Source organism: Pseudomonas sp. TE12234, from assembly GCF_054061835.1.
Map to the genome: position 1 here is coordinate 220274 of NZ_JBSSEP010000004.1, position 20307 is coordinate 240580.

The 20307-nt window shown below is 58.4% G+C and carries 20 protein-coding genes and 1 pseudogene; 12 read left to right on the forward strand and 9 right to left on the reverse strand.

Annotated elements, in window-relative coordinates; all coding sequences use genetic code 11:
- Positions 1–110 precede the first annotated feature (110 nt).
- Positions 111–1568 carry an NAD-dependent succinate-semialdehyde dehydrogenase gene (locus ACVWYU_RS09240; RefSeq protein ID WP_457372533.1) on the forward strand — a complete coding sequence of 486 codons (1458 nt, stop codon included), beginning with the start codon at positions 111–113 and terminating at the stop codon, positions 1566–1568.
- A gap of 26 nt (positions 1569–1594) precedes the next feature.
- Entirely contained in the window at positions 1595–2674 is a 1080-nt protein-coding gene (locus ACVWYU_RS09245) for a tartrate dehydrogenase (protein ID WP_090319073.1), read from the forward strand.
- A 124-nt stretch (positions 2675–2798) separates the two neighbouring features.
- On the opposite strand, the gene ACVWYU_RS09250 is transcribed toward ACVWYU_RS09245, so the two are convergent.
- Entirely contained in the window at positions 2799–3725 is a 927-nt protein-coding gene (locus ACVWYU_RS09250; protein WP_457372534.1) for a 2-hydroxyacid dehydrogenase, read from the reverse strand.
- A gap of 273 nt (positions 3726–3998) precedes the next feature.
- Between ACVWYU_RS09250 and gabT the strand changes: the two genes are divergently transcribed.
- The 6 genes and pseudogenes from gabT (at position 3999) to ACVWYU_RS09280 (ending at position 10372) form a co-directional block, all read left to right on the forward strand.
- The gene (gene gabT / locus ACVWYU_RS09255) at positions 3999–5291 is read left to right on the forward strand and encodes a 4-aminobutyrate--2-oxoglutarate transaminase (protein WP_457372535.1); all 1293 of its coding nucleotides are present in this window, start codon (positions 3999–4001) and stop codon (positions 5289–5291) included.
- A gap of 95 nt (positions 5292–5386) precedes the next feature.
- Positions 5387–6043, forward strand: coding sequence for a 2-haloalkanoic acid dehalogenase (locus tag ACVWYU_RS09260; protein WP_457372536.1), 657 nt, complete (start codon positions 5387–5389; stop codon positions 6041–6043).
- 45 nt (positions 6044–6088) lie between these two features.
- Positions 6089–6577: an Lrp/AsnC family transcriptional regulator gene (locus tag ACVWYU_RS09265; RefSeq protein ID WP_090182530.1), complete on the forward strand. Its 489-nt coding sequence runs from the start codon at positions 6089–6091 to the stop codon at positions 6575–6577.
- A gap of 484 nt (positions 6578–7061) precedes the next feature.
- Positions 7062–7730, forward strand: a complete 669-nt coding sequence (locus ACVWYU_RS09270; RefSeq protein ID WP_457372537.1) for a DUF4198 domain-containing protein — start codon at positions 7062–7064, stop codon at positions 7728–7730.
- Between the two features lie 27 nt (positions 7731–7757).
- On the forward strand, positions 7758–8963 hold the full coding sequence (locus tag ACVWYU_RS09275; RefSeq protein ID WP_457372538.1) for a DUF1624 domain-containing protein: 1206 nt from the start codon (positions 7758–7760) through the stop codon (positions 8961–8963).
- Positions 8964–9028: 65 nt separating this feature from the next.
- Positions 9029–10372 (forward strand): annotated as a pseudogene (locus ACVWYU_RS09280) (OprD family porin).
- 525 nt (positions 10373–10897) lie between these two features.
- Here the strand turns inward: ACVWYU_RS09280 and ACVWYU_RS09285 are convergent.
- Positions 10898–11227 carry a hypothetical protein gene (locus tag ACVWYU_RS09285; RefSeq protein ID WP_090319094.1) on the reverse strand — a complete coding sequence of 110 codons (330 nt, stop codon included), beginning with the start codon at positions 11225–11227 and terminating at the stop codon, positions 10898–10900.
- Between the two features lie 297 nt (positions 11228–11524).
- Here ACVWYU_RS09285 and ACVWYU_RS09290 point away from each other — a divergent pair, with 297 nt between their 5' ends.
- Entirely contained in the window at positions 11525–11728 is a 204-nt protein-coding gene (locus ACVWYU_RS09290) for a hypothetical protein (protein WP_090319097.1), read from the forward strand.
- Between the two features lie 170 nt (positions 11729–11898).
- Positions 11899–12291 carry a hypothetical protein gene (locus ACVWYU_RS09295; RefSeq protein ID WP_248914086.1) on the forward strand — a complete coding sequence of 131 codons (393 nt, stop codon included), beginning with the start codon at positions 11899–11901 and terminating at the stop codon, positions 12289–12291.
- Positions 12292–12712: 421 nt separating this feature from the next.
- Here the strand turns inward: ACVWYU_RS09295 and ACVWYU_RS09300 are convergent, their stop codons facing one another.
- The 6 genes from ACVWYU_RS09300 to ACVWYU_RS09325 form a co-directional block, all read right to left on the reverse strand.
- Positions 12713–13048: a c-type cytochrome gene (locus ACVWYU_RS09300; RefSeq protein ID WP_457372539.1), complete on the reverse strand. Its 336-nt coding sequence runs from the start codon at positions 13046–13048 to the stop codon at positions 12713–12715.
- Between the two features lie 251 nt (positions 13049–13299).
- Positions 13300–13506, reverse strand: a complete 207-nt coding sequence (locus tag ACVWYU_RS09305; RefSeq protein WP_090319127.1) for a hypothetical protein — start codon at positions 13504–13506, stop codon at positions 13300–13302.
- A gap of 200 nt (positions 13507–13706) precedes the next feature.
- A complete protein-coding gene (locus ACVWYU_RS09310; protein ID WP_247254237.1) occupies positions 13707–14135 on the reverse strand; it encodes a YajG family lipoprotein in 429 nt (142 codons plus the stop codon).
- A 136-nt stretch (positions 14136–14271) separates the two neighbouring features.
- The gene (locus ACVWYU_RS09315) at positions 14272–14685 is read right to left on the reverse strand and encodes a VOC family protein (protein ID WP_248914089.1); all 414 of its coding nucleotides are present in this window, start codon (positions 14683–14685) and stop codon (positions 14272–14274) included.
- A 91-nt stretch (positions 14686–14776) separates the two neighbouring features.
- Complete coding sequence (locus ACVWYU_RS09320) at positions 14777–15436, reverse strand: TetR/AcrR family transcriptional regulator (RefSeq protein ID WP_390955368.1); 660 nt, start codon at positions 15434–15436, stop codon at positions 14777–14779.
- Complete coding sequence (locus ACVWYU_RS09325) at positions 15423–16274, reverse strand: 3-hydroxybutyryl-CoA dehydrogenase (RefSeq protein ID WP_457372540.1); 852 nt, start codon at positions 16272–16274, stop codon at positions 15423–15425. Before ACVWYU_RS09325 ends, ACVWYU_RS09320 begins: the two co-directional genes overlap by 14 nt.
- A gap of 167 nt (positions 16275–16441) precedes the next feature.
- Between ACVWYU_RS09325 and ACVWYU_RS09330 the strand changes: the two genes are divergently transcribed.
- Positions 16442–17482, forward strand: coding sequence for an AraC family transcriptional regulator (locus tag ACVWYU_RS09330; RefSeq protein ID WP_457372541.1), 1041 nt, complete (start codon positions 16442–16444; stop codon positions 17480–17482).
- Entirely contained in the window at positions 17479–19293 is a 1815-nt protein-coding gene (locus ACVWYU_RS09335) for an ABC transporter ATP-binding protein (RefSeq protein WP_457372542.1), read from the forward strand. The genes ACVWYU_RS09330 and ACVWYU_RS09335 overlap by 4 nt, the downstream gene beginning before the upstream one ends.
- A gap of 59 nt (positions 19294–19352) precedes the next feature.
- Here the strand turns inward: ACVWYU_RS09335 and ACVWYU_RS09340 are convergent, their stop codons facing one another.
- Complete coding sequence (locus tag ACVWYU_RS09340) at positions 19353–20231, reverse strand: hypothetical protein (RefSeq protein ID WP_457372543.1); 879 nt, start codon at positions 20229–20231, stop codon at positions 19353–19355.
- Positions 20232–20307 lie beyond the last annotated feature (76 nt).

Genomic DNA, 20307 nt, shown 5'->3' on the forward strand with positions numbered 1-20307 from the left:
TGCCGTCCCACCCCGAATTTCAGCATCCAACACCGCCGAATCGGCACTTTCAGCATCCTCATCCGCGGCACCTCCCTAGACTGGAGCGTGTCTCGGATCAGGACTCGACCATGCTCAAGAATCGTTTGAAAGACCCCAGCCTTTTGGTAGAACTCGCCTATGTCGACGGGAAGTGGATCGGTGCCGACAGCACGGCGACTCTTGACGTCATCGACCCGGCCAGTGGCCAGCTGATTGGCCGCGTACCGGCGATGCAAGGCGCAGAAACCCGTCGTGCCATTGAAGCGGCTGAAAGAGCCTTGCCGGCCTGGCGCGCACGCCCCGCAGCGGAACGTGCGGCGCTTCTCGAGCGCTGGTATCAAGCCATGATCGACAACCTGGACGACCTGGCACTGATCATGACCTGCGAACAAGGCAAGCCGCTGAATGAAGCCAAGGGCGAAATTCGCTACGGTGCCGGCTTCGTCAAATGGTTCGCTGAGGAGGCCCGACGGGTCTACGGCGAAACCATGCCGGCCCCTGGCGGTGATCGTCGACTCATGACCCTCAAGCAACCGGTGGGGGTTTGCGCTGCGATCACCCCATGGAATTTCCCCAACGCGATGATCACCCGTAAATGTGCGCCGGCGCTGGCGGCCGGGTGCCCGATCATCGTCAAGCCCTCGGACCTGACGCCGTTGTCAGCCTTGGCCCTGGCGGTACTGGCCGAACGGGTCGGCATCCCGGCCGGGGTATTCAACGTGCTGACCGGCATGCCCGCTGGCATCGGCGAGGAGCTGACTGGCAACCCGAGCGTGCGCAAGATTTCCTTTACCGGCTCGACCGCCATCGGCCGCTTGCTGATGCGCCAGAGCGCCGAACATATCAAACGCTTGAGCCTGGAACTGGGTGGCAATGCACCGTTTATTGTGTTCGACGATGCCGACCTTGAGCAGGCGGTGGCCGGCATCATGCTCAGCAAATTTCGCAACGCTGGCCAGACTTGCGTGTGCGCCAACCGCATTCTGGTGCAGGACGGCATCTATGATCGCTTCGCCCGGCGGCTGGTGGAGGAGGTTGGCAAGCTCAAGGTCGGCAACGGCCTGGATGCCGACGTCACCATCGGCCCGCTGATCAATGCCGCGGCTGTCAGCAAAGTCGCCCGGCACATCGACGATGCCTTGAGCCAGGGGGCGCGGTTGCTCTGTGGCGCGATGCCCGAGGGCGACAGCCAGTTCGTGCAGCCTACGGTCCTCGGTGACACCCACGCCGGCATGCTGCTGGCCAGTGAAGAGACCTTCGGTCCGGTGGCGCCGTTGATGCGCTTTACCGACGAAGCCGAGGCTCTCGCGCTGGCCAATGCCACGCCTTACGGCCTGGGCGCCTACTATTTCACCCAGGACTTGCGTCGTTCGTGGCGATTCGGCGAGGCGCTGGAGTTCGGTATGGTCGGGCTCAACACCGGGATCATTTCCATGGAAGTCGCGCCGTTCGGTGGCATCAAGCAATCGGGCCTGGGCCGTGAAGGCAGCAAGTACGGTCTGGATGAATACCTTGAAGTCAAAGCCTTCCACATCGGCGGGCTGTAATGCACAGTCACGGGGGGGGCAAATTGATGAGCAAGACATTCAAAATCGCCGCGATTGCCGGCGATGGCATTGGCAAGGAAGTGCTGCCCGAAGGCCTGCGAGTGCTTGAGCAGGCCGCGAAGAAATGGCAGTTGGATTTGAGCATCGAAGTGCTTGACTGGGCGCACTGCGATTACTACCTGGAACACGGGCAAATGATGCCTGGAGACTGGTTCGAACAGCTCAAGGGTTTCGATGCGATCTACTTCGGTGCCGTGGGCTGGCCGGAAAAGGTGCCGGATCACATTTCCCTGTGGGGCTCGTTGCTGAAGTTTCGTCGCGACTTTGATCAGTACGTGAACATCCGCCCGGTGCGGCTGTTTCCCGGGGTGCCGTGCCCATTGGCCGGGCGCAAGCCGGGTGATATCGATTTCGTGGTGATCCGCGAAAACACCGAGGGCGAATATTCTTCAGTCGGCGGCAAAATGTTCGAAGGTACCGAGCATGAGTTCGTGCTGCAGGAATCGGTGTTCACCCGTCGTGGTGTGGATCGCATTCTCAAGTATGCCTTCGAACTGGCGCAAACCCGGCCACGCAAACGTCTGACGGCGGCGACCAAATCCAACGGCATTTCCATCAGCATGCCGTACTGGGACGAACGCACGGCATTGATGGCCGAACAGTACCCGGACATCACCTGGGACAAACAGCACATCGACATTCTGTGCGCGCGTTTCGTGTTGCAGCCGGAGCGCTTTGATGTGGTGGTGGCGTCTAACCTGTTCGGCGATATCCTGTCCGACCTGGGCCCGGCGTGCGCCGGGACCATTGGCATTGCGCCTTCGGCCAACCTTGATCCGGAGCGACGGTTTCCGTCGTTGTTTGAGCCAGTGCATGGTTCGGCGCCGGATATCTATGGGCAGAACATTGCCAATCCGATTGCGATGATCTGGTCCGGAGCGTTGATGCTGGATTTCCTGGGAAACGGCGATGAGCGCTATCGCGCGGCGCATGACGGTATCTTGCAGGCGATTGAACAGGTGATTGCCGACGGGCCGATCACACCGGATTTGGGCGGGAAGGGCACTACGCAAGACGTCGGTAAAGCTATCGCGGACACACTCTAAAACCACCAACGAACCATGGTGGGAGTGAGCTTGCTCGCGATTGCGGGTGGACAGTCAGCATTTAGCCTGAATGTTCTACCGCTATCGCGAGCAAGCTCCACTCCTGCAGTTGATTGAGGGGTGATCAGTAACCTTGGGTGCGATCAATCTGGCCCACCATGGATTCGCCCCGCTCAAACCGCCGAATATTTTCCAGCAACACCCCGAACGCGCTTTCCGGCTGGGTCATCGCCGCAATATGCGGTGTCAGCAGAATCTGCGGATGCCGCCAAAATGGATGGTCCGCTGGAGCCGGTTCTTGCTGCAGTACATCCAGTACCGCGCCACTGAGTTGACCACTGTCCAGTGCCTCCAGCAGATCGCTTTCCACCAGGTGTCCGCCACGGCCCATATTGATCAGGGCTGCGCCGTGGGGGAGCTGTCGAAACAGTTCACGATTGAGAATGCCCTGGGTCTGTTCAGTCAGCGGCAGCACACAAAGCAGAATGTCGCATTGACCAAGGAACGCCGGCAGTTGCTCGTGACCGGCATAACAATCCACGCCAACTACATGATGCGCACTGCGCGCCCAGCCCTTCAGCGCAAACCCCAGTGGTTGCAAGGTCGCCAGGATCTGTTGTGCCTGCGTGCCCAACCCCATCACGCCTACCCGACGCTTGCTGGCCGGTTGCAGCAAGTGCGCTTGCCAACAGCGGGCCATCTGTTGCTGGCGATAACGCAGCATGTCCCGATGCAGGCTAAGCACGGCAAAACTGGCGTACTCGCACATGCCACGGGTGATCCCTGGATCCAGCAGTCTCACCACTGGCAGGCTGTGCGGTAAACGCTTCAGGTCGAGCTGATCGACCCCGGCGGACAACGCAAACAGCACCTTCAGATTGGGCAGTAACACCTCTAGATCATCTGGTGCCTGCCATGCGGCCAGGTATTCAATCCCGGACGGATCGCCAATGTCCGGCCAGGCGCGCCATTCGATATCCGGGGCGTGTTCGGCGAATAGCGCTTTCCACTGTCCGCCGCGTACAGGATCAGCTTTATATAGCAGGGCCATGGGCAATTCCTGAAAGGGTCAAGGTGTAGCCATCATCGCGCAATGCCAGCGCAGTATCTGTCGAAAGGGCCGGGTTAAACGGGTTGCTTCACGTTGTATCGGCAAGGCTGCGGCAGATTCGGCGGGCTGAAGGATTCTGCCGTTTGGCAGGGTGAAAACAGTCGATCCGAATTTCTCAGGGGCCAAGTTCGGCGTAGTTCGTTTCGCGCAAGCCTTAACCTGAACACCATCGCAACCACCTCCCGGTTGCCGGACTCACGATGGGAAAATGCCATGAATAGCAAAGTCGACGAAACCCCTCATTTGCTCCGTCAGCGCGATCAATTCGTGCCGCGTGGCCTGGTAACCGCACACCCGCTGGTGATTGATCGCGCCCAAGGTGCCGAGTTGTGGGATGTGGACGGCAAGCGCTACCTGGATTTTGTCGGCGGCATCGGTGTGCTGAACATTGGCCACAACCACCCGAAAGTGGTTGCGGCGGTGCAGGCGCAACTGCAAAAGGTCTCTCACGCGTGCTTCCAGGTGGTTGCCTATCAGCCTTATCTGGATCTGGCACAGCGCCTGTGCGAAATGATCGGCGGTAAAGAAGCCTATAAAGCGGCATTCTTTACTTCCGGTGCCGAGGCCGTGGAAAACGCGGTGAAGATCGCCCGGGCCCACACCAATCGGTCGGCGGTGATTGCCTTCCGCGGTGGCTTCCACGGCCGGACCTTGCTCGGCACCACGCTGACCGGCATGAGCCAGCCTTATAAACAGAACTTCGGCCCGTTCGCACCAGAGGTGTTCCATACGCCGTATCCGAATGCCTATCGTGGTGTCACCAGCGAGATGGCGCTCAAGGCACTGGATGAATTGCTTGCAACGCAAGTGGCGCCGGAGCGGGTCGCTGCGATCATCATCGAACCGGTACAGGGCGACGGCGGTTTCCTTTCGGCTCCTGTCGAGTTCCTCCAGGGCCTGCGCACGCTGACGGAGAAACACGGCATCGTGCTGATCCTCGACGAAATCCAGACCGGTTTCGGCCGTACCGGCAAATGGTTCGGCTTCCAGCATGCCGGCATCCAGCCAGACCTGGTGACCGTCGCCAAGAGTCTGGCCGGTGGCTTGCCGCTGTCCGGCGTGGTTGGGAAGGCCGCGATCATGGACGCACCATTGCCGGGTGGCTTGGGCGGCACCTACGGCGGCAACGCATTGTCCTGCGCGGCGGCACTGGCGGTCATCAATGCCTTTGAGGAAGAACAGCTGCTGGTGCGCGGCGAAGCGCTGGGTGAGCGTCTGCGCCAGGGACTGCTGCGCTTGCAGAGCCGTCACCCGCAAGTTGGCGATGTGCGCGGTACCGGTTTCATGCTGGCGATCGAACTGATCAAGAACGACACGGCCCGTACTCCGGACGCCGACCTCAATCAACGGCTGATCGATGAAGCCCGCAAGGGTGGCTTGCTGGTGATCAAGTGCGGCGTTTACCGCAACGTATTGCGCTTCCTCGCGCCGTTGGTGGCTACCCAGGCACAGGTCGATGAAGCACTGCAGATTCTGGAAGCCGCCTTGGCACGGGTCTTGAACTAAGCTTCTGCCGGCTCCGGGCGCCGCCGCAAGGCATCGCCCGTGAGCATTTATGGAGCATGGATTGATGGAATGCATCATTGGAGGCTTTGCACACGATGGGGCTGACTGAATATCGAGCACTGCTCATCGATTGCGATGAAGTCCTGGTCGATCGCGACTCGGGTGTCTGGGCGGCGTTGCAACCCTTGCTCGACAGCCGGGGTGGACACCCGGACAAGGAACAGGTGCTGGCCGAATACAGCGAGGTGGTGCGCGCACTGTATCCGCGCTTCGGTGAGCTGGGCTTTAGTGGTCTGCTGTGTTTCGCCCATCGCCAGTTGGCTGAATGCTGGGGGCTCAAAGCCAGCTGGGAGGAGGGCATGAGCTTTGCCCGTTCGGTTGCCAATTGGTCACTGTTCGAGGATGCGCCGGGGGCGATGCTGTACCTGCGCAAGTTCTATCGCCTGCTGGTGCAGGGCGATCGGGATGTTGAAGATCGATCGCTGCTCTGTGAGCGGCTGGGGATCATGCCCGACGATTTCATTTCACTGGCCAGTGATCCATTGCAGGATCAGGATTGGTTAAAGGCCAACGGGCTTGAGGTCGGAGATATCCTGCAAGTGACGCGGCCTTCTGCCGGTCGGCGGTTGGCCGCCAATGTATGCCTGATCTGTCGTGCCCGTGAAAAAAAGCCATCCCCATGCGCGACGGATTACTGCATCAACAGCATGGCGGATCTGGTGGCTCAGCATCAGCTGTCTTTACGGCGCTGATTTTGCTAGAAGATTGTCCTACAAACGGCAGTCACGAGGTACGCAATGGAAGGTTTAGTGAAACTGGACCGGATCGACATCAGCATTTTGGTTGAACTGCAAAAAGACGGCCGCATGACCAACGTCAGCCTGGCCGATGCTGTGGGATTGTCGGCCAGTCCCTGCCTGCAACGGGTCAAGCGACTGGAGTCGGCGGGGTATATTTCCAGCTACAAGGCGCACCTGAACCTGGCGAAGATCACTGACTCGGTCACGGTCTTCACCGAGATCACCTTGAGCGACCACAAGCGCGAAGATTTCGCCAAGTTCGAGTCCAACATCCGTCAGGTGGATGAAGTGCTTGAATGCCATTTGATCAGCGGTGGCTACGATTACCTGGTGCGCTTCATGACCCGCAGCATCCAGCACTATCAGGAAGTCATCGAAAGCCTGCTGGACAAGAACATCGGCATCTCCAAGTATTTCAGTTACATCGTCATCAAATCACCCGTGCTCAAGGACGGCGTGCCACTGCGCAAATTGCTGCGTCACTGACAGACTCAATAACCTGCGGGAGCGAGCTTGTTCGCGATGAGGGCATCACATTCAACATCCCCGTTGACTGTTGCGCCGCCATCGCGAGCGAGTTCGCTCCCACATTCGTTTTGACTTGCAGTAACGCACTGGGTTTGGACACCGAGCCTACAGGCCCACTCAATGCGCCTCATCCTGGCGCAAGCCGCATAAACGGCTGTTTCAAGCCGCAAAAACAGTCACCGATGGCCCCGTATGCGCCGATTTCGGAACAAACCGCAAAAGTCTCTGCGCTGTAATGCGTACAGCTAGAGGGGCGCGGTTTGTGAAGTTGCTGATTTCGGGAGGATGAAGCGACTGCAACGAATCGCTGGATAACACCAATCGGAGCCAAAAAATGCGAATGAGCAACGCAAAAGCACTATCGGGTTACAGCGTCTTCATGCTGGCAAGCAGCAGCGAGGCACACCAGATCTGGTACGAACAGCCGTCCGGGTAACCGCTGGTGTTGTACTACGGCGAATATGACAAGAACATGCTGGAAGTTACACCGGGCGGGATGGACCGGTTCCAGCAACTCAAGGGGTGGTCGATCAGCAACAATTCGAAATCATTGAATCTGATTTTGCAACGCCAGGCTTTTGCGGTGAACCATCAGGCTAAGGGCGATGACTCACTTCTGACCCAAGATCCGCATTATCCGATCTTCGACCTGCACGAAGCCGGCAAGACCTTGAAAACCCACTGGACACCAGCGACCCGTTGGGTTGGCGATTTGCGTGCGCGAACTCCGGAGTTAACCCTGGACATCGTGCCCACCGGCATCGTTGACGGGAACAAGGCCTGGTTCCAAGTGTACTATTCGAAAAAACCGCTGGTGGATCAGGACGTTATGCTGGAAACCGGTTCCGGCGAAGTCTTCACCCAGCGCACCGATGCGACCGGAAAAGTCAGCTTCGATTTACCCTGGCAGGGCACGTACGTGGTGGCCGTCGAATACAAAGACCGCACGCCCGGTGAACGGGTCAGCCCCGATGGCAAGACCGAGCCGTATGACCTGAAAAGCTTCAGCTCCACGCTGTCGTTCTACCGGACGCAGGGTAAGCCATCGTTGCCACGGGCTCCATCGCGGTTGCCAGCCTCAGAAGTCGCCCGGTTGAAAAAACAGGCCTGATCCATTTCCCCTACAGGAGTTACCAAAATGTCCCGATCTTCAGGATTGGCCGGGCAGGTGGGAAGTGTTTCCGCTGCGCTGGCCTCCACTCAGGTAAAAGCCAGCACGCGAATGCTGGCGATCGATGCCCTTCGCGGTTTCGTCATGCTGTTGATGCTGATTGACCATGTGCGCGAAACCTTCCTGCTGCACCGTCAGGTCACCGATCCGATTGACGCGTTAAGCGTGACGCCGGACCTGTACTTCACCCGGATGCTCAGTGAGATCTGCGCGCCGGTATTCATCTTCCTCACTGGGTTGTCGGCCTGGTTGTACAGCCAGAAGCACACGGCCAATGAAACCTCGTTGTTCCTGCTCAAACGCGGGTTCTTCCTGGTATTTCTGGAGATCACCTTCGTTTGCTTTGCCTGGAACGCCGAGTTTCCGCCCAAGACCCTATGGTTGCAGGTGATCTGGTGTATTGGCATCTGCATGATCGTGCTCGCCGGGATGCTGCACTTCAAGCGTGGATGGCTGATTGTGATCGGGATGGCCATCGTGGCTGGGCATAACCTGTTCGATAACATCATCGTCGGGCCGGAGTCGCCCTTCTATGTGCCGTGGTCGATCCTCCATCAAAAGGTATTCATCGACATCACCGAGTTCACCCGGGCTCGCACCACGTACCCGGTATTGCCGTGGATCGGGGTGATTCTGCTGGGTTGGGCCATCGGTCCGTGGTTTGGCAAGGACATGGCACCGGCCGAGCGAATTTCCCGCCTTGTTAAACTCGGCGCAGGCCTGCTGGTGGCCTTCGTGTTCATTCGCTACCTGAATTTCTACGGCGAGAAGCCCTGGGTACAGACCGATGATTCGTTACGGACCTTCATGAGCTTCATGAGCGCGAAGAAGTACCCGCCGTCACTGATGTTCCTGATGCCGACCCTCGGGTTGGGGCTGCTCCTGTTGGCGTTGTTCGAGAAGCTGCAGGACCGCTGGTCCACTGCGACGTTGGCGGTCTATGGAGGTGCACCAATGTTCTTCTATTTGCTGCATCTGTACGTGCTCAAGGCCATGTACCTGGTGGCCGTCGCAATGTGGGGCACCAATCAGGGCGCGTATTACGGATTCGAAAACCTCCCCACGGTCTGGCTGTGGAGCGTGATTCTGGGAGTGTTGCTGTTCTTCCCGACGCGCTGGTTCGCCAGCCTGAAACAGCGCCGTCGCGATATCGCAATCCTCAAATACCTCTGACATGCCCAACGGTGTCCCCGGTTTGCGGGACACCTCGGCTATCCCGCATTTTTTGGAGTTGCGCTGTGAAGATCTTTTCGACGCACACCCTGCTATTGGCATTGGGCGGGCAATCCCTGCTCGCCCTGGCTTCAGAGCAAGACAACGCTAAAGGCATTGTCGAGGACAGCCAATGGAGTTTGCTCAACCGTACCGTCTACGACCGACGCGACTACGAACACGGCTCGCTGAGCAACGGTGCACGCAATGCCTACAAACCCCGCGCCCAGCGTAGCGATCTCGCCGAGGAATGGGCATACGGCCTGATGGCCGAACTCACCTCGGGCTACACCCGCGGTACCGTAGACCTTGGCTTCGATGCCCACGCCTATTCCGGTTGGGAGCTGGACAGTGGCGGCGGGCGGGCCGGCAAGGCGCGGCTGCTCGGCATTGACAGTGATGGTTATCCCAAGGGGCAGTACAGTCGCGGTGGCGCCCTGGCCAAAGTGCGGTTCTCCTCAACCGAATTACGCTACGGCGAGCAACGGGTGAAAACCCCGGTGTTCGGCTCATCCGACAGCCGCCTGCTGCCCGAAACCGCCACAGGCTGGTTGCTGACCAGCCGGGAACTTCCCGCTACTTCCCTGTACGGTGGACATTTCAACGAAAAGCACTGACCGCAATGCCACCAGCCATGACCAGGGGTTTGTGGTCAATTACTCCAACGGCAAACAGGGCGACAGTTTCGACTTGGTCGGCGTGCGTAACTCGGCGATCAAAGGGCTAAATGCCAGTCTGTTCAGTGCTGTCTACGCCGACACCTTGCGTCAGCATTACTTGGGCGCGGTCTACACTCAGCCTTTGGCCGACGGCCAGGACCTGACATTCGACCTCAATCTGTACCGCACGCAGGACACCGGTAAAGCCTTGTCCGGTCGAATCGACAATACTTCCTGGAGTTTTCTGACCACTTATAAGGCCGGCTCCCACAGCCTCGGCCTGGGCTATCAGAAAATTGACGGAGACACGCCCTATGACTACGTCACCCGTGGCGCGATCTACCTGAGCAATGCGGTGGCATTGTCCGACGTCAACGCGCCCGAGGAAGCCTCCTGGCAAGCCCGTTACGACCTGAACATGACTGGCTATGGTGTTCCCGGCCTGACCTTCGGTGCACTGTATGTGCGCGGAAGCGGCATCAACGGCAGTCACATGGACCCCATGGCGGTTACACATGGCTTGGGTACGGACAAGGTGGCAAACACTGGGAACGCGATATACAGGCCAAATATGTGGTGCAGTCGGGCGAAGCCAAAAACCTCGCGTTTAGCTTGCGCCATGCCGTACATCGTGGGAACGCGGCTCAAGCCGAACTGGATGTCGATCAGATCCGTCTGGCGGTCGAATACCCGCTGGGACGCAAATTCTGATTCGCTAGTAGTCTTGCAGGTCGTTCGGTAGGTTTGTGTCATGCCCTTGATCGCATGGCCTGCCTGCCCCTTCCGGCTTTCTTGTACAGATGCATCCACGCCGCTCCCACTTCACACGGGGCAAACGGCCTTGCTGTTGCCGATCGCCTTTTCGCGGGGGCCGTCGGGACGCTCACTGGCTGGCGTGAGGTGAGCTACTGGTCTACGCATCTATGTCGAATTCAGCCTGATGGGAGACCGAAATGAGGTAGCAAAGTGATATCAATCACTTGCGGCAATCAAGGAAGGCTTCAAATGCTTGAGGCAACTCATTAAACAGGCTACCTGCTGAAAGGCGCCTGTCCGACTGCAGAGCCTTCAGCGAGGCAGGTGAGGGCGGGTCAGGTGGTTAGCGAGGCTTACAGTCGTCACGGTTACCGGTCCATCAATACCATTAGCCCTTGAGGGACCTCGCGGGCTAATGGGCAAAACACTTACAACAAAAGCTCACCAAGGTGAGCACGAACCGAAAATCACAGGTAAGGCTTAGCCGCCAATCTGGTGGCTTACAGCATTCTCTTGTTGGTTAAGGGTCCTTTGCTCCTGCTTGGTGATATGTCCGCCATTTTGGCTAGCCATGCTCCGTTCTTCCTGACGAATCTGATGGTCTTCCTTATGCAGATTGGCTGCCTGCCCCTTGGTTATTTCACCCTCTTTAACTTCGTTGCTGATTCGCTTGTTCTGGTTGGCCAGTCGACCATTGACTTCGGCTCTACGGGGGTGATCCTTTTGCCATTGGCCTTGAGCAGCCATTACATTGCTGGCAGCTGCGCCAACCAATGCGGACAACAAAATAGCAGCAAGCTTTTTAGACATATCTGATTCCAGGAGAGGGCTTTAAGGCTGGCCGGTTGTCCTGCCCAGCACCAGCCATGTGGATACTGCGTCATCCCTGGAGTCGTAGACACGATTCAGTCCCGACAGTTCATTTTTCAAGCGTCCGCCAGCTTGATGCACCGGCGAGAGTGCTCTAGCCATTGGTTGCTTCTCGTAGTGGCGTTTCAATAGTGATAAATTTCGCTTCGTTACCAAATGGTTACGGCGACCCCTGCACTCCTTATGTTCTGTTTGGCATGTGCTCACCAACACAACGTTTTGTGGGAACTCTAACAAATGCCAAAGAAACATCCTCAAGACACCGCCTCAGTGACGGCTGCTGATATCGAGCGCTCTATCCAGGCCCTGAATAAAATGGCTGAACGGCTGTGGGGAGATGGTCGAGAGGCCGAGGCGAAAGCCCTCCTCAATGCCTTGGATTCGTTAAACCGGGCGCTGGACCGAATCAGGATTGGTGAAAGTCGCAAGACTCTTCATTGAAGAGCGCAGGGGGATTGTGCAGCGCGAGGATGAGCAAATTTCGCGCAAACAATCTGCTCATTCTTGTGCTTCCAACAGTCGGAAATTGACGCCCCTCGTCCATACCTCGTTGACGACACAAACCTCTGAGCGTTGAATTTTCTTGCAGGAAAATGCAGGGAGGGTTTGGTATGGCAAAAATAAAAATCCTGGCAGGAGATTTTCTTGATGGGCATGCAGTGTATGAACCCGGGTTTATCACAATAGAGACAGTTGTGTACCCGTGGCCTGGACTAAAGATATCCACTCAGGAGATCCGTGACGTTACATTAGTCAGCGAAAGCTCCTATTCAGATGTATCAAGCTCCGTCAGCCTGGGCTTGGCCGGTGCGATGGTGCTCGGTCCGATGGGTGCGGTTGCAGGCTTTATGTTGGCGGGCGAAGAGGACGAGGTAACATTTTCTGTGGCACTCAGAGATGGCAGGTCAATGCTTTGTGTGACTGATGGATGCACCTATCGGAACATTGAGTCTACCGTGGGCAAGCAAGAATATTTCAAGCGGCACAAATCTCATCCGCTGTGATAGCCAAAATCTCCGTTCATCCAAGGCCCGGCCCCAGCGCCGGGCTTTGCGTATCTGCCTTTTGCTGACGCAGAGGGATGGCAGGCACTGGAGTAGTGCCTTGTGATGCTGTCTTCTCATGTTCAGCCAGAACGCTCGATCGAGCCGCCAGACGGCCAAATAACGAACAAAAAAATGGCCCGCATGCGGGCGGACCAAATGGGAATCTTCTTAGGAGCAGGGATAATCTGCGCCTTGAAGTGTGAGTGATTGGTGAAAAGGATGTCGCAGATACGGAAAAGCCCGATATTGGGCTGGATGCATCCTTCTGGTGCGGTGTGACGCAAGGGAACGAAAAGCCAGGCGCTGCGCCGGGCTTCTCCTCAACTTTCTGCTCATGAGAGGGCACTGGCACCCATGCCACCCCGCCTGACCCGATGCACTACTTTTGCTTATGCAGGTACTTTTGTATTGCATCAACTTCAAGCTTGCTGGGCATTGCCCCGTTGTCAGATTTGAAACTCGTTCCAGCCCAATGCGGCATTGGCGCTTTCAAGGGTTTTCCATGGTCGTCGATCCCGCTCAGTACCGCTCGCTCGAAGACCTTTGATTTCCATTCACTGGCATCTCCGGCCAGCCTGGGGGCTGAGCCTCCCATCCCTCGAGCGCCGTGACAGACACTGCAATTTTCCTGGAAAAGCATTTCTCCATCGGGTGTCGAGGCTATTGCCGATGAGCAAGTGAGCAGGGCTATGAGTGTTACAAATGCGCCTTTCATTTTGGGCTCCTGGCGGCCCGGCAGTGACGTTAGCTGCTTCAGGGGCGCTATGTGAGCGTAGCAGCAGGCGAGGGTGGCGCAGGCAGAGAAAGTGAAGGAAAAGAAAAGCCCGGCGTCGACCGGGCTTTTGGGAGTTGGTGAGGCGATCAGCTCTGTTCTGCCTTTGGCCAGCGCCTGAGTACGTCGCAGGTTGAAGTGCGTTCACGGGCAGGCAGGCGACAGGTCCACAGGGGGCGCACTGTCAAGTGCGATTAGAGTGAGTAACCCACCACCTGACCGAGGTTGCTCTCCTGTACGCCTGCGATAAGGTGCAGTGAGACATGCTGTTGCGCATCTTTGCACGGGATTTCGATACTGCCCACCACATGAAGCGTTCGCTCACTCAGCGCGGTCGTCTCTTCCTCCTTTGCCTTGGCCATTCTCGCGTGGTTCGCTGCGATTTCATTGAGAGTAGACACGTTACATCTCCGGTGACTGACCAAGCGTATCGCTGGAGTCCTTAAGCGTTGAATTGAGGCGCAGCCGCGTCAGAATTATGTCGTTCTGGGGCGCTACGTCGGGCCTGTGCAAACCCTAAGCCAGACATGGGGCTTGGGGGGTCGCTGCGTTTTCATTTACGACGAAAGGTTGTGTCCCGGGCATTCGACGCAGGACCACGCTATCGGTACTTGATGACGATCCCTTTAAGCTTGCGCCCCTCAATGGTCTTTACATCCCGGGCCCATAGTGGCCCGTTGACGTAAGCCCCCACCGCTTGAATATGGTCATAGACCACCACCACCGCATCGCCACCGAGCTTGGCCGCCTCATCCCGCAGTTTTTCTTCTACCTGGGTGATGGGCGGTGCGGGATCGACGCTGGCGTCGATCAATATTTCACCCAATCGAACATGCGGACGCAGCGGCTCGGTACGCAGTACGACCACTTCACTGGGCAGCGTTGGCGCAGGATGCTCGACTCCGACATAAGCAGTCGTCTGGGCGTCGACGGTTGCGCACCCGCTGAGAACCAGCAGGGTGGCGGTCAGCCCGCCAGCCAGAAGCGACAGTTTCAATCGGGTGGACCATGACAGGTCATGGGCTGGCATAGGGGATCCTCCGAAAGGTCGCTGCTATGCGGGTGACTATTTGACGGTAGCAGACGGCCCGAGAGTTGCCAGCAAGCCCAACCTCTCAAGGTTGGGCTTTTTGATGCCTTGAACATCGCCGATCAGCAGGACTTTCTCATTGATCCTTTTCGCAGTTGACCATCCACGACACACCAAAACGGTCTACCAGCATGCCAAAACGTGCCGCCCAAAACGTGGCGTCCAAGGGCATTTGCACGCTGCCGCCCTCCGACAGTGCAGTGAAGACCCGCTCGGCCTCGGCGATGCTGTCGACGTTGAGGGAAATCGAGCAACCGCTCATGTCGTCCACCGGGCGGTCGGGCGTGGTGTCCGAGCCCATCAGTACTTGATCGCCCACCAGCAGGCGGGTGTGAATGATCAGGTTGTGCAGGTCTTTGGGCATCTGCTCGCCGACAGGGGTTTCACCGAAAGTCGTCATGGCTTCGATTCGGCCCTGCAGGCTTTGGGCGTAGAAGGTGAATGCGGCTTTGCAGTCGCCATTGAAGATGAGGTAGGGATTGATTTTCATGGTTCGGCTCCCGGTCATTGAAGGTGTGCATCGGATTGGACGAAGGGTTCGACGGCAAAATTCCGATGGCATTGACCCGGCAAGCAAAGCGCTAAATCGGTGTGGGAGCCTGGGTTTTTTTAGATGTTTTCTCGATAGAGGAGGCCAGGCTTATTGCCTCGTTTGCGCGGCGTGGCGCCAGCAGACGTTCAATGGCACCGCTGACCATGCTTTCGAGCAACTCGTGGTGCTCATGCTCATCGAGGGTGTGAGCGGTCAACCAGGTCGGAGCACTGTTGAGCAGCGCAGCAATGGCGTGACCGGCCGCCAACTGGCCCGACTCACTGAACCGCGAGCGGGCACCGAGCATCAGCAGTAACCTGCGCTCGTACTGCTCGCGCAGTTGCTGAACCCGAACCTGTTGCTCCTCGTTCAGGCAACCGCTGTCGCGCTCGACCAGACGGAAATGCCATGGCATGTCGCGGTGCAGATTCAGGTGCGCGCGGATCAGGTTGTTCAGTCGATCGCGTTTGTTCGGGGCCTTTTTCTCGATGCGCCCGAGGGTGGCCAACAGCTCTTCGTAGAACTCCTCGATCAGATCGAGTAGCAAGTGCTGTTTGCTCGGGTAATGGTGATACAACGAGCCCGGGGACAACCCCAGGCACGTGGCGAGCTCACGCATGCCGACCTGACCGAAACCTTTGCTGGCAAACAGCTCCAGCACCTTGTCCCGGTATTCGGCGAAACGCGAGCAACGCTCAGGCATAGGCATGGAAGCCACGCCCCGTCTTGCGTCCCAGGTAACCGGCGGCGACCATTTCCTTGAGCAGTGGCGCCGGGCGGTATTTGCTGTCGTTGAAGCCCTCGTAGAAGGCCTCCATGATCGCCAGCAGGGTGTCCAGGCCGATCAGGTCCGCCAGGGCCAACGGGCCAATGGGCTGGTTGCAACCCAGGCGCATGCCGGCGTCGATGTCTTCGGCGCTGGCCAGGCCTTCCTGAAGCACCAGGATGGCTTCGTTGATCATCGGCACCAAAATCCGGTTAACCACAAACCCCGGACGGTTGCCGGCGGTGATCGCGGTTTTGCCAAGCCTGGTCGCCATCTCCAGTGCCAGGGCGTGGGTGGTGTCGCTGGTCTGCAGGCCGCGAATCACTTCGATCAGCCCCATTACCGGCACCGGATTGAAGAAGTGCAGGCCGATGAAACGCTCAGGCTGGCTGACGCTGGCGGCGAGCTGGGTGATCGACAGCGACGACGTGTTGGAAGCGATCACACAATCGGTGCTGACCTGGGCCGCGATTTGTTGCAGCACGCGCAGTTTCAGGTCGAGGTTCTCGGTAGCCGCTTCGATCACCAGTTGCGCGCCTTGCAGGCTGGCGTAATCGGTGCTGGTGCGGATCTTGTCGAGGGCGGCGAGTTTTTGCTCGGGCGTCAGGGTCTCTTTGGCGATCTGCCGGTCGAGATTTTTGCCAACGGTCGTCAGGGCTTTTTGCAGCGCGTTCTCGGAGATATCGATCAAGGTCACGCTGAAACCGGCCAGGGCGCAGACTTGCGCAATGCCGTTGCCCATGGTGCCTGCGCCGATCACGCCAATGTTTTGCAGATTCATCTTGCCGTCCTTCCGGTCAAACCTTGCAATACCTTGGCCGCGGTCACGGCCGAAGGCGTACTATTGGCAGCGAGTCTAGAGCTGGCAGGGCGGTTGTCCTATGCCGAAACTGTTCAACGGCGCTGGTGTTTTTTGCCATTTCGGGTGATGGGGAGAGAAGCGTTCACATGCGGGAAAAGGACTCGGTGGCCGCCTACTTCGTGCAGGCAATGCTCCACGGGATGGGCGACGATGCGCAGCGAGTGCAGGCCGTGCTCGAACAGGCGGGCATCGATCCGGCGGTGATCGGGCAACCCACGGCGCGGGTGCCGGCCAATGCATTTGCGGCGTTGTGGCTGATCCAGATCCGCGAACTGAACGATGAGTTCTTCGGGCTCGACGCCCACGGCATGCCACCAGGGGCATTCGCTCTGATTTGCCGGGCGTTGATTCAGGAGCCCGATCTGCACAAGGCCATGCGCCAGTGCCTGGCCAATTTCGCGCTGTTCCTCTGCGACTTTCGCGGCACCCTGACGGTGCGCGGCAAGCGTGCCGTCATCAGCCTCGACAGCCACTCGGCCAACGAAGAGGCCAGCCGCTTCGGCGAAGAAACCTTTCTGGTGCTGATGATCAGCCTGCTGTGCTGGCTCGGTGGCCGGCGCATTCCGATCGACCGCGCCGACTTTCGCCACGCGCGCCTGTCACTGAGCGACGACCGCCTGCTCTGGGGACCCAATCTGACCTTTGGCGCCGAGCGCACCGAGATCGAGTTCGCCAGTCACTACCTGCGTCTGCCGGTGGTTCAGGACCTGGCGTCGCTCAAAGTGTTCCTGCGTACCGCGCCGCAGTGGCTGGTGATCCGCTTCCGCAACCAGCATGGCCTGGCGTCCCAGGTGCATCAGCGCTTGCGCTCCAGTCATTACAGTGATTGGCCGACCCTGCAGGCCTTCGCCCTCGAGCAGCATTTGAGCCCCAGCACCTTCCGCCGGAAACTCGAGCGTGAAGGCTGTTCCTATCAAGAGATCAAGGACGAAGTACGGCGTGCCGTGGCATTCGAGCAATTGCGTGAAAGCCGGGCGAGCATCAGTGACATCGCCGAGCAGTTGGGCTTTCAGGAACCCAGTGCGTTCCACCGCGCGTTCAAGAAATGGACGGGAGATAGTCCGGGACGCTATCGGGCGCGGTATCAGGGAGAACGAGCTGACGTGGTGGCGGAGCTGGGGGCGTGAGTCCTGTTCTTGAACGCTTCACCTCGCTGCTCGACCAGGCCCAACGTGCCCTGCTGCTGGTCTGGGGCACCTCACGCGGGTTGTTTCTCGGCCTGGTGCTGGCGACGCTGATTGCCGGCGTTCTTCCGGCACTGGCGGCCTGGCTGGGGCAGCGCATCGTCGACGCCGTGGTGTTCGCCATGCAGTTGCATGCGCAACAGGGCAGTGCGCCGCTGTGGCCGGTGGTGCGTTATGTGTTGATGGAGGCGGGTGTGTTGGCGTTGCTGTCCGCGACCCAGCGCGCGCTGTCCGTCCAGCAGTCGCTGTTGCGTGTGCAGTTGGGGCAGAAGGTCAACACGATGATTCTGGAAAAGGCCCAGACATTGTCGCTGGTGCAGTTCGAGAATTCCGAGTTCTACGACAAGTTGGTGCGGGTGCGCCGCGAAGCCTCGACCCGGCCGCTGGCGCTGGTGATGAAGTCGTTGGGGTTGATCCAGAACCTGATCCTGCTGATCAGCTTCGGCGTGCTGCTGGTGCATTTTTCGCCGTGGGCGCTGGTGCTGTTGGTGGTGGGGGCATTGCCGGTGTTTTTTGCCGAGGCGCATTTTTCCGGAGACGCCTTCCGCCTGTTTACCCGCCGTGCGCCAGAGAGCCGGCAACAGAACTACATCGAGACGCTGCTCTCCCACGAGGGCTACATCAAGGAAGTCAAACTGTTCGGTTTCGCGCCGCTGTTGTTGCAGCGCTACCGCGATACCTTCGCCCGTCTCTACGCCGAAGACCGGCGCCTGACCCTGCGCCGTGACGGTTGGGGATTCGTCCTTGGTTTACTGGGCACCGGGGCGTTTTATCTGGCGTATGCCTGGGTGGTGGTCGACACGGTGCACGGCAGTATCAGCCTCGGGCAGATGACCATGTACCTGGTGTTGTTCAAGCAGGGGCAGACGGCGGTGAGCAGCAGCCTGAGCGCCATCAGCGGGCTGTACGAAGATGGCCTCTATCTCTCCAGCCTCTACGAGTACCTGGCCGAACCGGTGGTGGCGGATACAGGGCATCTCACCGTTGGCGCGGTGCCCGGCGATGGCTTGCGTTTCGAGAATGTCGGGTTTCGTTACCCGGGCGCCAGTCGCGCTGCGCTGGAAGGCATTGACCTGCACCTTGTCCCCGGCCACAGCCTGGCGCTGGTGGGGGAGAATGGCTCGGGCAAGACCACGCTGATCAAACTGCTGACCCGCTTATACCGGCCCGACCAGGGGCGCATTCTGCTCGACGGCAGCGATTTGCAGACCTGGGAGGAAGACGCATTGCGTCGGCGCATTGGCGTGATTTTCCAGGATTACATTCGCTACCAGTTCTCCGTCGGCGAGAACATCGGCGTGGGCGACACCCTGGCGTTCAACGATCAACAGCGCTGGCAGGAGGCCGCTGCCGAAGGCATGGCCGCGCCCTTTATCGAGCGCCTGGATCGCGGCTATGCCACGCAACTGGGGCGCTGGTTTGCCGGTGGCCAGGAGTTGTCCGGCGGGCAGTGGCAGAAAATCGCCTTGTCCCGCGCGTACATGCGCCGCGATGCCGACATCCTGATTCTGGACGAGCCGACCTCGGCGCTCGATCCAGCGGCGGAAGCCGCGGTGTTCGAGCATTTCAGCCAGCACACCCAGGGCCGCATGACCTTGTTGATTTCCCACCGTTTTTCCAGTGTGCGTAACGCCGATCACATCATCGTCCTCGATCAGGGGAAGATCCTTGAACGTGGCGATCATGAGCAACTGCTGGCCGGTGGCGGGCGCTATGCGCAGTTGTTTGACCTGCAGGCGCGGGGTTATCGCTGAGTCATCATTGTTTTGCAGTAACAGCTAACTAAAAATACCTGCTTCATTGTTCGGAGTTCTCATGCCTGGTTACGCAACATCCTTTGATAACAGATCTGCGCGAATGAAACGTTCGGCACGTTAGGGCCTCCCACCCCTGAAGCTTCTTTTCCTTGAATCTGGATCAGCCAATACCCCAGGTTGTATTCAGCGTCCCACTGATAGTAATACTTGCCACTGCGGGTCCAGAACGGGGCAGATTTAAGACGGCCATGACAGCTACCCAACTCAATGTCTTGCGTCGCACTGCCTGTGCTGTCCGTCATAAGAGAGAAGTCGATCTCGCCCGCTCCCTTGTTCAATTTCAAAGTCGCCGTAGCGCCTTCGAGCGAATGCCCTGTCGAATCCGCCAATCGGACCGACCAGTTCAAGATTTTATAGGCCTGGGTGGTTGCCCAGTAGAGCGGCAGCTCACCGGCGTCGCCGCGGACGCGACTGTCGGCGTAATAGGGTGCTGAACCAAATTCAATTTTGTAGGTGCTGCCCAGCACGAAAGGGGCGGAGGGTGTCTTCGAAATGCGAACCTGAATCTCCTGATTCGGTTGTAAGTCGGATACCGTCAAGTGTTCTCCCCAAGGAAAAGTGAGCCAAGTGCCATTGAGATTGTATTCCAGAGTGAGTAGTGAACCTTTGCGCTCTTTTGCATGAATCCACACGTTTTGCCCCCGAACCGCCGTGAAGCTGTAATGCTTCACATCTGTTTCGTCAGCCAGACTGTCTTCCAAGGTGTTCAATTTGTCGGGCAGTGCCGTTGTCGCCGTCGGAATTTTAGAGGCGATGTCCGGAATAGCCGAGGCGCTCAAAAAAGACATCGCCGGTGCCATGCCGGCCGCCAGGAATATCCCCAAAAATAACAATACCGAGCGTACCCCGATATTTTTAAAGCAAGTAATCCACATGAAGGCGTTCTCGTAATTTAATCAGATGCCAGAAGTAAAAGTTCTGAAGCAGTTGTGCCCAAGCAGGCATCTGTAT

Bases quoted from the DNA above. Each gene is read 5' to 3' on its own strand.
- ACVWYU_RS09240 (WP_457372533.1), top strand. From the start codon at position 111: ATGCTCAAGAATCGTTTGAAAGACCCCAGCCTTTTGGTAGAACTCGCC.
- ACVWYU_RS09245 (WP_090319073.1), top strand. From the start codon at position 1,595: ATGAGCAAGACATTCAAAATCGCCGCGATTGCCGGCGATGGCATTGGC.
- ACVWYU_RS09250 (WP_457372534.1), bottom strand. From the start codon at position 3,725: ATGGCCCTGCTATATAAAGCTGATCCTGTACGCGGCGGACAGTGGAAA.
- gabT (WP_457372535.1), top strand. From the start codon at position 3,999: ATGAATAGCAAAGTCGACGAAACCCCTCATTTGCTCCGTCAGCGCGAT.
- ACVWYU_RS09260 (WP_457372536.1), top strand. From the start codon at position 5,387: ATGGGGCTGACTGAATATCGAGCACTGCTCATCGATTGCGATGAAGTC.
- ACVWYU_RS09265 (WP_090182530.1), top strand. From the start codon at position 6,089: ATGGAAGGTTTAGTGAAACTGGACCGGATCGACATCAGCATTTTGGTT.
- ACVWYU_RS09275 (WP_457372538.1), top strand. From the start codon at position 7,758: ATGTCCCGATCTTCAGGATTGGCCGGGCAGGTGGGAAGTGTTTCCGCT.
- ACVWYU_RS09285 (WP_090319094.1), bottom strand. From the start codon at position 11,227: ATGTCTAAAAAGCTTGCTGCTATTTTGTTGTCCGCATTGGTTGGCGCA.
- ACVWYU_RS09290 (WP_090319097.1), top strand. From the start codon at position 11,525: ATGCCAAAGAAACATCCTCAAGACACCGCCTCAGTGACGGCTGCTGAT.
- ACVWYU_RS09295 (WP_248914086.1), top strand. From the start codon at position 11,899: ATGGCAAAAATAAAAATCCTGGCAGGAGATTTTCTTGATGGGCATGCA.
- ACVWYU_RS09300 (WP_457372539.1), bottom strand. From the start codon at position 13,048: ATGAAAGGCGCATTTGTAACACTCATAGCCCTGCTCACTTGCTCATCG.
- ACVWYU_RS09310 (WP_247254237.1), bottom strand. From the start codon at position 14,135: ATGCCAGCCCATGACCTGTCATGGTCCACCCGATTGAAACTGTCGCTT.
- ACVWYU_RS09315 (WP_248914089.1), bottom strand. From the start codon at position 14,685: ATGAAAATCAATCCCTACCTCATCTTCAATGGCGACTGCAAAGCCGCA.
- ACVWYU_RS09320 (WP_390955368.1), bottom strand. From the start codon at position 15,436: ATGCCTATGCCTGAGCGTTGCTCGCGTTTCGCCGAATACCGGGACAAG.
- ACVWYU_RS09325 (WP_457372540.1), bottom strand. From the start codon at position 16,274: ATGAATCTGCAAAACATTGGCGTGATCGGCGCAGGCACCATGGGCAAC.
- ACVWYU_RS09330 (WP_457372541.1), top strand. From the start codon at position 16,442: ATGCGGGAAAAGGACTCGGTGGCCGCCTACTTCGTGCAGGCAATGCTC.
- ACVWYU_RS09340 (WP_457372543.1), bottom strand. From the start codon at position 20,231: ATGTGGATTACTTGCTTTAAAAATATCGGGGTACGCTCGGTATTGTTA.